Raw genomic sequence first — 1,757 nt, 5'->3', positions numbered from 1 at the left:
GGGCCGGGTTAGCTATGGCATTAAGTTCTGTAACTGTAATCAGTTTATCCTTATTGCTTAAACGTTATGTCCCACCAATTAAAAGACAATCTGCTTAATGATTTCATTATTTAATTAAACGAAATTTTAATTAAATTAATGGAATTTCATTTTCTATTTTTTATTCATTTTCTATTTTTAATTTAATCCTCTTTTTTTAAATCATCAGAACTTACAGCATTATTGGCAGCGTTATTGTTATTGTTAGTGCTATTGTTTTTAATTAATTCTTCCAACTCTTCAAATCTTTTATTGAAGTGTCTTGAGACAAGTGCTGTAGCTAATGTTGCGGTACCAACACCTGATAGGATATATCCTCCCCAGACTAAGAATATGCTGTTTAATTTACCTAAAGGGGTATCTCCCAATACTGCATATCCATTACTTGTGAATGCATTTGAAACCATTACTAATGAATCTAATAGATTTTTCCCTTCAGCAAAGGATGTAAAAATAAAACTTACAAATACAAGTCCAAATAACAATAGGATACTTATTCCCAGTCCATTTGATTCAGTATAATGAATAAATTTGCCGTAATAGACTTTAATCACATAAGCTAATCCTATAAAGTGGACAGCTAATAATATCACTAATAAGATTGCAGGGTCATCAAAGGTAGAGTGTAGCAATGAGGAAAGAGGGATTAAAAATATTATGATTATTTTTTCTGTTAGAGTATCTTTTTTAATTGCCAGACAGCCTATCAATGATACAAGGGTATCATAGAAAATGAAATGTCTGTAAAAGTCATCTGATGCCCAAAATACTAGGGAATAAAGGATATCTACAAAACAAAGTGTTATGATTATAAGATAAAAGACTTGCTTTAATGTTTGAGTCTCTTCCTTAGGCAAATATTCGGTTGCATTCAATAACCTGTTATGCCTATTTCTCTTCAGATATTTAATTATGTATGAACTAACAAAATAAAGTCCAAAGAAGAATATCACTGCTAAAATTATGAATAATACTTGTTCAGTTATGAGTATAATTTCCGCTTCACTAACCATTGATTTTCCCCACTTAACTTTCAATACTATAATTATGATTTTATGAGTAATTAAATTATGTATTATCTTATGTTAATTCCCTTTTGAATTTGGGAGTAATTAAGTAGGGATTATCCTATGCTAATTATTCTTCTGAACTTTCTTTTAGCTAATTTTAAGCTTTGTTCAAATGTTCTGAATCCTAATTGTATTGTAAGTAAGATAGGGATGATCTCCAATCTTCCTATCCACATCAAGAATATCAGCATTATTTTAGGGAATGTGGCTAAGCTTCCATTTATTATGCCGGTACTTAATCCAACGTTACCTATTGTAGAGGTCACATCAAACAAGGAATTGATTGGGTCATTTGTATAGAAAGTCATTATTATCCATGATATGATCAGAAACATCAAGTAAACCATTATGTATGAGGATGCTTCCTTTATTTCCCTTTCATTAAATGTTCTGTTTGCTATCTTAGCACTCACAACTCTTTTAGGAGCAATTACATTTGTAACGGTAAGGTTTATTCCTCTTAAGAAGGTAATTACCCTAATGGTCTTTACAGCACCTACAGTTGATCCGGATGAACCACCCATAACCATCAACATCATGATAATAATCAATGAAGGAGTTGCCCAAGATGCCAATTCGCTGGAACTTGCAATATTTGCACCTGTTGTTGTCACTGCAGACACTATATGGAATATTACATCCATTGGA

At 31.5% G+C, this 1,757-nt stretch carries 2 protein-coding genes; both read right to left on the bottom strand.

The genetic code is table 11. The annotated features are described in order from the left end of the window. Positions 1–182: 182 nt before the first annotated feature. Entirely contained in the window at positions 183–1,052 is an 870-nt protein-coding gene (locus ACKI3Q_RS02985) for a hypothetical protein (RefSeq protein WP_407414111.1), read from the bottom strand. A gap of 110 nt (positions 1,053–1,162) precedes the next feature. Further along, positions 1,163–1,757: potassium transporter TrkG (locus ACKI3Q_RS02980; protein WP_407414109.1), on the bottom strand; the 595-nt coding region annotated here is incomplete at its 5' end.

Source organism: Methanobrevibacter sp. (genome assembly GCF_045636185.1).
Classification (GTDB): domain Archaea; phylum Methanobacteriota; class Methanobacteria; order Methanobacteriales; family Methanobacteriaceae; genus Methanocatella.
The sequence above is the reverse complement of the archived record's forward strand: the minus strand, read 5'-3'. Positions and strand labels throughout refer to the sequence as shown.